This is a genomic window from Streptomyces sp. HSW2009, assembly GCF_040240285.1.
Taxonomy (GTDB): domain Bacteria; phylum Actinomycetota; class Actinomycetes; order Streptomycetales; family Streptomycetaceae; genus Streptomyces.
In genome coordinates this window covers 1-8,514 of sequence record NZ_JBEHZD010000356.1, presented here as the reverse complement: position 1 = coordinate 8,514, position 8,514 = coordinate 1, and the positions used below count along the sequence as shown (strand labels likewise).

4 protein-coding genes and 1 pseudogene are annotated in these 8,514 nt (G+C 74.6%); 1 reads left to right on the top strand and 4 read right to left on the bottom strand.

Features of this window, described 5'->3' with window-relative positions; translation table 11 throughout:
* The first annotated feature begins 819 nt into the window (after positions 1-819).
* Entirely contained in the window at positions 820-3,627 is a 2,808-nt protein-coding gene (locus tag AAHZ94_RS23155) for a hypothetical protein (protein WP_349994909.1), read from the top strand.
* 283 nt (positions 3,628-3,910) lie between these two features.
* On the opposite strand, the pseudogene AAHZ94_RS23150 reads toward AAHZ94_RS23155, so the two are convergent.
* The 4 genes and pseudogenes from AAHZ94_RS23150 to AAHZ94_RS23135 form a co-directional block, all read right to left on the bottom strand.
* Positions 3,911-5,168, bottom strand: a pseudogene (locus tag AAHZ94_RS23150) (macrolide family glycosyltransferase).
* A 176-nt stretch (positions 5,169-5,344) separates the two neighbouring features.
* Entirely contained in the window at positions 5,345-6,622 is a 1,278-nt protein-coding gene (locus AAHZ94_RS23145; RefSeq protein ID WP_502964753.1) for an ABC transporter substrate-binding protein, read from the bottom strand.
* Between the two features lie 17 nt (positions 6,623-6,639).
* Positions 6,640-7,437: a carbohydrate ABC transporter permease gene (locus tag AAHZ94_RS23140; protein ID WP_349994911.1), complete on the bottom strand. Its 798-nt coding sequence runs from the start codon at positions 7,435-7,437 to the stop codon at positions 6,640-6,642.
* A gap of 137 nt (positions 7,438-7,574) precedes the next feature.
* The coding region (locus tag AAHZ94_RS23135; RefSeq protein ID WP_502964752.1) for a carbohydrate ABC transporter permease at positions 7,575-8,514 on the bottom strand (940 nt) is incomplete at its 5' end.

Here is an 8,514-nt window from a genome sequence, read left to right as displayed (position 1 = left end):
CCCCCCCCCCCCCCCCCCCCCCCCCCCCCCCCCCCCCCCCCCCCCCCCCGCCCGCGCCCCCCCCCCCCCCCCCCCCCCCCCCGGGCCCCCCCCCCCCCGCGCCCCCCCCCCCCCCCCCGCCGCGCGGGGGGGGGCCCGGGGCCATGTGCGGGCGGGGCACCCGCGCCCGAGGGGGCTGCGCCCGGGTGGGGGCCGTGCGCGGGTGGGGGCCGTGCGCGGGTTGGCCTCTGTCCGGGCGGGCCGTCGTTGGGGAGTACGCGCGTCCGGAGGCGCCCGCGCCCGGGTGGGGGCTGCGCCTGGGTGGCGGCCGTGCGCGTACGGGGGCTGCGTTCGTACGGGGCGTACGGGAGGGGCTGCGCGTGGGGCGGGGCGTACGGAGGCCGGGGCTCGCACCGCAGCCGCTCTCGTACGGAGGCCCGTACCGCAGCCGTCTTGGTACGAGGCCCGTACCGCAGTCGTCTTCGTACGGGGCGGCGCGGCGGGCCCCGGTGGCGCGGGAGCGGTGTACGGGGCGGGGCGGCAGTCGCGTACGGAGCGCGGGGCGCAGGCGGCGGCGCGGCTGGCGCGGAGGGGCCACGTGGAAGCCCCCGCGCCAGGCGTCGGGCACCGCCGGCCGCAGTCGACGGCTCGTCGGTCGGGCGGGGGCGTCCCGGCCAAGTGACGGGTTTATGGCCAAGTTGATCATCGGAGGAGCAACCTCCGCGGCCCGCTCGCCATCCTTCGCGATGGCGGGAGTTCCGCGCCCGCGCGGGGCCCGCCCGTCGGGTGCGCGGCCGGTTGGCCGCACGCCGAGACGACGTCGGCACGAAGGAGACCATCTTGATCCATGTCCCACGCACGGTGACCGCCACCCTGGCGGCCCTCGCGTTGGCGGCCGGGCTGCCCGGGTTGGCGCACGGGGCGCCGAGACCCGCCACCGGCCAGCAGTCGCACGACCGCATACCGACCGCCGCCACCGTCGGGGCGGACGGGCAGCTCCCGACCGGTTGGCGGCTGACCGGGCAGGGCGCCAACCGCCACTTGGTGTGGCAGGCGCACGAGCCGGTGCCGATGGGTGATGCCCGCATCACGTTCCACGCCGGCGACCGGCTGCTCGGCGCGCCGGTGGCCGACGCGGACGGAAAAACGTTCCGACTCGCCATCGGCGACCAACGGCTGACAGCGGGTACCGAGCTCCAGGCGCGGGCCGGCACCCGTCGCGTGGACGCCGCGGCCCCGGCCCGTACGCCCGCCAAGGGCGCCCCCAGGGCCTCCGCGCAGCCGCCGGCCCAGGCGCCGGCGAACGCGGTGGACCCGGGCAAGCCCGGCCGCTTCCACACCGCCCGCGGCGAGTACGCCCTGAAGTCGGTGCGACTGCCCGACTTCCCCGAGCCGGTGGAGATGCGCGCCACGGTCGTCGGGCCGACCGACGCGCCCGGGCGCCGGCCGCTCGCGCTGTTCCTGCACGGCCGGCACATCACCTGCTACGGCACGACCGGTGAGGACATCACCGGCGACTGGCCGTGCGCCGCCGGGGCCAAGCAGGTGCCCAGCTACCGCGGCTACCTGCGCGCCCAGCAGCTCCTGGCCTCCCAGGGCTACGTCACCGTCTCCATCTCGGCCAACGGCATCAACGGCCAGGACTTCGCCGCCGAGGACGGCGGCGCGCAGGCCCGCTCCTCGCTGGTGCGCCAGCACCTCGCGCACTGGGCGGACTGGGCCGGCAAGCCGAAGGGCACCCCGGGCGCGGTGCGCGCGGTGGCGCCGGCCGACCTGTCGAAGGTGCTGCTGGTGGGCCACTCGCGCGGCGGTGAGGGCGTCAACCGGGCGGCGATGGACAGCCTGACGAAGCCGCCGGCCGCGCAGGACGGCTACCGCGGTCCGGTGCGCTGGCGCATCCGCGGCAACGTGCTGATCGGCCCGACGATCTTCGGCCACAACCCGGTGCCCGACGTGCCGTCGGCGACCATCCTGCCCGGCTGTGACGGCGACGTGTCCGACCTCCAGGGCCAGATCTACACCGACGGCACCCGGGGCGTGAGCCGCGGCGCCGCCCTGCACAGTTCGCTGTACGTGGTCGGCGCCAACCACAACTTCTTCAACACCGAGTGGACGCCCGGCCAGTCGGAGGCCCCGTCCGACGACGACTACTTCCCGGGCGAGGGCCCGAACCGGGTCTGCTCGCCCGGCACCAAGACCCGACTGTCCGCCACCCAGCAGCAGGTCGCGGGCGCCGTGTACATCGCCGCCGCGGCCCGGCTGTTCGTCGCGGGTGACGACAAGGTGCGCCCGCTGCTCGACGGCTCGCACCGCAGCGCACCCTCGGCCGGCCCGGCCCGCGTCCTGAGCCACGCCATCGGCGGCAACCGCAAGCCGCTCGTCGCTCCGAGCCCGGCGCTGTCGGTCTCCGGCGGTCGGGTTTGCGTCCAGGTCTCCCAGGACGAGGCGCAGGCCTGCCTGGTGGAGAACGAGACCGACTACTCACCGCACTTCGTCTCCTGGCAGGTGGCGGCGGACCCGGACCGGCACGCGATTGACGCGCGCTGGTCGAAGGCGGGCAAGCCGATCGGGATCGGGCTGCCCAAGCCGGTCTCGGTGACCGGTTCCACAGCGCTCGCGCTGCGCGTGATCGTGCCGCCGAACACCAAGGGCACCAAGCTGGACGTCGCCGTGACGGACGCGGCGGGCCGCCGCGCCGTGCTCGGCCAGGTGCAGGTGGACGGGCTGGCCTCGCACCAGCAGATGTCCGCCCACTGGGGCCAGGAGGTGCGGGTGTCGCTGTCGGCCGCCAGCAAGGCCCGGGTCGACCTGGCGCGCGTGAAGAAGCTGGAGTTGACGCCGCGCCGCGGCGCCGGGCGGGTCTGGCTGCTGGACGCGTGGGGCTGGCGCGCCGGCACCCCCGCGGTCACGCCGGTCTCGCTGCCGCGCGTGGACGTCGGCCTGGCCGAGGTGCCCGAGGGCAACTCGGGGCAGCGCACGCACCGGGTGCCGATCCGCGTCTCGGGCAGCGGCACCGCGCAGGTCCGGGTGTTCCAGCACGACCCGTTCACGGACAAGGAGTCGCAGCGCCTGGTGACGCTGCGCCCCGGCACTCACTCCATCGACCTGCCGGTCAAGGTGACGGGCAACACCCGCTACGGCTACGACTACCGGCACCCGGTCTCCGTGAAGGCGATCCGGGGCGCCGTCGTCGGCGCCGACTCCGGCGGCCTGCTCGTCCGCAACGACGACCCGATGCCGAAGGTCACGGTGGAGCCGATCAAGGACAGCGTCACCGAGGGTGAGGCGCTGACCTGGCGGGTGCGGATCTCCCAGGTCGCCGATGCCGAGATCTGGTCGGTGTTGATGGCCCAGAAGCCGGCCAAGGGCACCGAGTTGGCCTCCGACGACGTCGACCGCAAGTGGTTCGAGGAGACGTTCTTCGAGGACCCGACGCCGGTCAGGCCGCTGTCGCAGGCGTCGCAGCCGCCGTCGATCTCGGCCGCGGTGGAGGGCGGCGAACTCACCCGGGTGGTGACCGTGCCCACCGTCAAGGACAAGGTCGCCGAGTCGGAGGAGGTCCTCCAGGTCCAGCTGGTCACCTACGACAACGACGGCAAGGAGCTGAAGGGCCCGGTGCTCACCGGCCGGGTACGGGACGCCTCCTAGTCCTCACTGATCCACCGCACGCGAACGCGCCGCGGAGCTCCCCCACCACCCAGGTGGGCGGACGCTCCGCGGCGCGTTTGCCTTCCGGGGTGGGACGAGGTGCGGTGGGGCCCCGTACGAGCCGGGGATTCTGGCTTCGTACGAGGTGGGGTCGGGCTCCGTACGCGAAGAGACCGCGCCAGGAGCCGCGCCGAACGGGCCCCGGCGCCAGCCCCGTACGACCGGCAGCCGGCCACGACCCGCGCCAGCCCCAGCCGAAGCCGAAGCCAACGCCCACCGTCCCTCACCCCCGAGCGCGCGGCGGCAGTGCCCCCTCGATCAGGTCGGCGGCCTGGTGCGTGCCGCCCTCCGCGGCCGTGCGCTGCTGCATCCGGCGCACCGCCGCCGCGACCTCGGGGTCGGAGGTCACGTCGAGTACCGCGGCCCGCAGCGCGGCGGCGTCCGCATCGGCCATCGACAACTGTCGGGCCACGCCGAGTTCGGCGAGCATGGCCGCGTTGCCGAACTGGTCGGCCGCCTGTGGCACCGCCACCATCGGCACCCCGCTGGCCAGCCCCTCCTGGCTGCCGCCGGCGCCCGCGTGGGTCACGAAGGCGTCGGCCTGGCGCAGCACGGACAGTTGCGGCACCCACGGGTGGACCTCAACGTTTGCCGGGATCGGGCCGAGTTCGGCGACGTCCACGAACTTGCCGATCTGGAGCACCAGGTGCCAGCCGGGCAGGTCGCCGAAGGCCGCCAGGCACTCCCGGTAGAACTCCGGCTGCTTGGTCCAGGCCGAGCCGAGCGAGACCAGCACCACCTTGGTCTCCGGGTCCAGGTGCGCCGGCCGCTGCCATTCGCCCTGGTCCGCTCGGTCGCCCTGGCAGGCGCCGACGAAGGTGAAGACGGAGGTGTCCACCCGGTCGTGGTGCGGCTGGAGGGCGCTGGGGATCAGCACGATGGCCCGCTCGGGGGCGCCCACCAGGCGCTCGGGCGAGGTGCGGGTCATGTCGTGCGCGGCGAGCCAGTTCGCGAACTTGGCGTGGTACGCGGCGCCGCGCGGCGTCTGTAGGGCGTCCTCGAACGTCTTGGCCAGCTCGGTCTCCTCGTAGCCGTCCCAGACGACCAGGTTCGGCGTGAGCTGGATGACGGGCACCTGCCAGCGGTGGGCGAGCAGCGGTGCCGGGTAGCTGGTGATGTCGTGCAGGACCAGGTCGGGTTCGTCGCCGGCGAAGGCGTCGGCCAGGTGCGGCAGCGCCTGGATGCCGTCGGCCAGGAAGAGTTCGAGGTGGTCGATGAGCTCGGCGCCCCAGGCGTCCGGGTCGTCCTCGGTCGGCAGCGTGGACGGGTAGATCACGGGCTCGGCGCCGGTGGCCGCCACCTTCTCCGCGAACGGCGCGGGTATCGCGTAGCTGACCCGGTGCCCGCGGGCGACCAGTTCCCTGATCACTTCGAGGCTCGGGTTGACGTGCCCGTGGGCCGCGATGCTGAACATGGCGATGTGGGCGCGTTCTGGTGTCGTCATGTCGATCACCATAAGCGAGACGAGACGTCTCGTGCAACTATTTTGGCGTCCGGGACCGGGCTCCGACCTCGGGAGTCGTGGCGTACGGGATCGGCTCGGGCTTCGGGGGCCGCGGCGTGCGGGATCGGCTCCGGGGCCGCGGCGTACGGCGGGCGGCGTTACGGCACGGGGGCGGGAGTCACGACCTGCGGCGGTTGCCGCGCCGGCCCGCCGTCAGCGCTGGTAGCGGGCGAGGACCCGGTTGCCGTCGGAGACCAGGCGGTGGCGCAGGTCGGCCGCGTCGATCGCGCCGCTGTAGTACTCCTGGAACGCCGGCGTCGCCACCTTGTCCTTCCACTCCGGGTAGCCGCGCACGGCCTGGGCCGGGGCCGGGCGCAGATGGGCGGCGAGTGCGGTGCCGGTGGCCCAGCCGTACCGGCCGGTGTGCAGCGCCGGGTGGGCGAGGGCGGCGGTCGCGGTGGGCAGCAGCCAGTCCCCGCGCGCGAGGCGCACCTGGTTCTCCGGGCGCACCAGGAAGTCGACGAACGCCATCGCCTCCTCCTTGCGGCGGCAGTCCTGCGCGATCGACAGGGTCTGCGGGCTGACGCCCTGTCGCAGGTCGCCGCCGGGGCCGGCGGGCGCGGGCAGCACCACCCAGTCGAAGTCCTTCGGCGCCTGCTGCACGATCTGCTGCCGGTAGGCGAAGCCGAGCGGCACCATCGCGTACCGGCCGCCGAAGAACCCCGGCAGCGTGTCGGCGCCACTCATGCCGAGGGTGCTGCGCGCCGCCGAGCCCTCGCGCACGACCTGGTCGTGGATGGTGCGCGGCACCGTGTGGTCGGCGGGCCCGTAGCCGATGGTCACCTTGCCGTCCGGGCCGCGGTGGAAGAGCCGGCCGCCGGTGGACAGCGACAGGTTGAGCGTCGCGGAGACCGGCTCCTTGAGCGGCCAGGCCACCCCGTACGCGTCGCCCCTGGTCAGCCGGCTGGCCACGGCCGCGAACTCCGGCCACGACCACGGCTTGGCCACCGTCGGCAGCCGCACCCCGGCCGCGGCGAGCAGCCGCCGGTTGGCCATCACCATGCGCGGCTCCTGGAGGAAGGGCACGCCGTAGACCCGGCCGCCGAAGGTGGCGGTGTCCCAGCCGTGCGCCGGGATCGCGCGCCGCAGCCGCTCCGAGCGCAGCGCGGTCAGGTCGGTGAGGTAGCCGCCGTACGCGAAGTCGGCGAGGTCGTCGGAGGCGTCGTGGATGACGTCGGGCGCCTCGCCGCCCTCGAAGGAGGTGAGGAGTTGGTCGTGGACGCTGGTCCAACTGCCCTGCACATAGCTGACGCGGGACTGCGGGTGCGCCGCGTTCCACTCCGCGACCAGCGCCTTGTTGGCCCGTACGGACTCCTCCTGCCAGGCCAGCGAGAGGAACCGCAGCCCGTCGTGGCGCCCGCGCGCGCAGCCGGGCAGCAGGGTCGCGGCGCCGGTGACCGCCGCCGCGGCGAGCAGCGAGCGCCGGCGCAGGGGCGCGCCGCCGGCGGTCACTGCTTCACCGCCCCGGCCAGCATGCCGCCGGTGATCCTGCGTTGGATGAGGGCGAAGAGCAGCAGCGAGGGCAGCGTGGCCAGTAGTGCGGCGGCGGCCAGCGGGCCGAGGTCGGCGACGCCCTCGGTGCCGATGAAGTGGGTGAGGACGACCGGCAACGTCTGTCGCTCCGGGGACTTGAGCAGGACGAGCGCGAAGAAGAACTCGTTCCACGCGGTGATGAAGGTGAACAGGGCGGTGGCCACGATGCCCGGCGCGAGCAGCGGCGCCGTCACCGAGACCAGGGTGCGCAGCCGGCCGGCGCCGTCCACCGCCGCTGCCTCCTCCACCTCCTGCGGCACGGCCCGTACGTACCCGGTGAGCATCCACAGCGCGAACGGCAGCGACCACACCACGTAGACCAGGACCAGGCCGGCCGGCTGGTTGACCAACCGGACCTCCTTGAGCAGCAGGAACAGCGGGATGATCACCAGCACGAAGGGGAACGCCTGGCTGACCACGACCCAGCCGGTGGCGGCGCGGGAGAGCGCGGAGCGGTGCCGGGCCAGCACGTAGGCCAGCGGCGTGGCGAGCAGGACCGCGATGACCGCCGCGCAACCGGCGGTGAGCAGGCTGTTGCCCGCGGCGCGCAGCAGCGGCTGTTCGTCGAACGCCTGCCGGAAGTTGTCCAGCGTCGGCCGCTCGGGCAGCCAGGTCGGGTGCAGCGTGGCGAGTTCGGCCGGCGGCTTGAAGGCGGTGGCGAGCAGCCACAGGAGCGGGAAGGCGAGGAAGAGGAGGTAGCACAGGAGCGCCAGGTACTGGCCGGCGCGGGCGGCCCGGCGCCGGGTGCGGCGGGCACGGCGCGGGTCGGCCGGGGTGGCGGCGGGGCGGGGATCGGCCAGGGATGTGAGGGGGCGCGGGGCGTCCGCGCCCGTCGGTCCGTGTCGTTCGCTCACTGGTCGTCCCCCTTCAGTCGGCGTACGAGCAGCAGGGCGAGCAGTACGGAGACGGCCGCGACCAGCACGCACCCCATCGCCGCCGCGTAGCCGAACTGCCCGTAGCGGAACGCTTCTTCGTACGCGAAGAGCATCGGCAGCCGGGTGCGCCCGCCGGGTCCGCCGCTGGTCAGCACGTACACCAGGGCGAAGGAGTTGAGGTTCCAGATGAAGCTGAGGGCGCTGATGGCCAGGGCGACGGGCCTGATGGCGGGCCAGGTGACGGTGCGGAAGCGGCGCCAGGCGCCGGCGCCGTCCACGGCCGCGGCCTCGTGGAGTTCGCGCGGCACGTTCTGCAAGCCGGCCAGCAGGGCGACGGTCACCTGCGGCAGGCCCGCCCAGATGCCGACCACGATGACCGCGGGCAGGGCGCTGGAGAGGCCGGCGAGCCAGTCGGTGCCGTCGCCCAGGTGCAGATCGCGCAGCGTCTCGTTGAGGATGCCCGCGTCGGGGTGGTAGACGAGCCGCCACATGATGCCGACGACGACCTCCGGCATCGCCCACGGCACGATCGCCAGCGTCCGCGCCAGCCAGCGCATCCGCAGGTCCTGGTTGAGCAGCAGCGCCAGCCCGAGGCCGAGCAGGAACTGCGGCACGGTCACGCCCACCGCCCACACCAGGCCGATCCGGAACGACTCCCAGAACAGCCCGTCGTGCCTGAGGTCGCGGAAGTTCAGCAGGCCGATCCACTCGGTGGGTTCGGTACGGCCCGACTGGGAGTCGGTGAAGGCGAGGGCGATCCCGTAGAGCAGCGGCCCCACGCTCAGCAGCAGGATCGGCAGCAGCGCGGGCAGCACCAGGAACCAGGGTCCGAAGCCGCCCCACCGCTCACGGGCGCCCTGCCCGCCGGCGCCCCGCGCGGCGCCGCCACCGCCTCGGCCGCGCCCGGGCGACGCG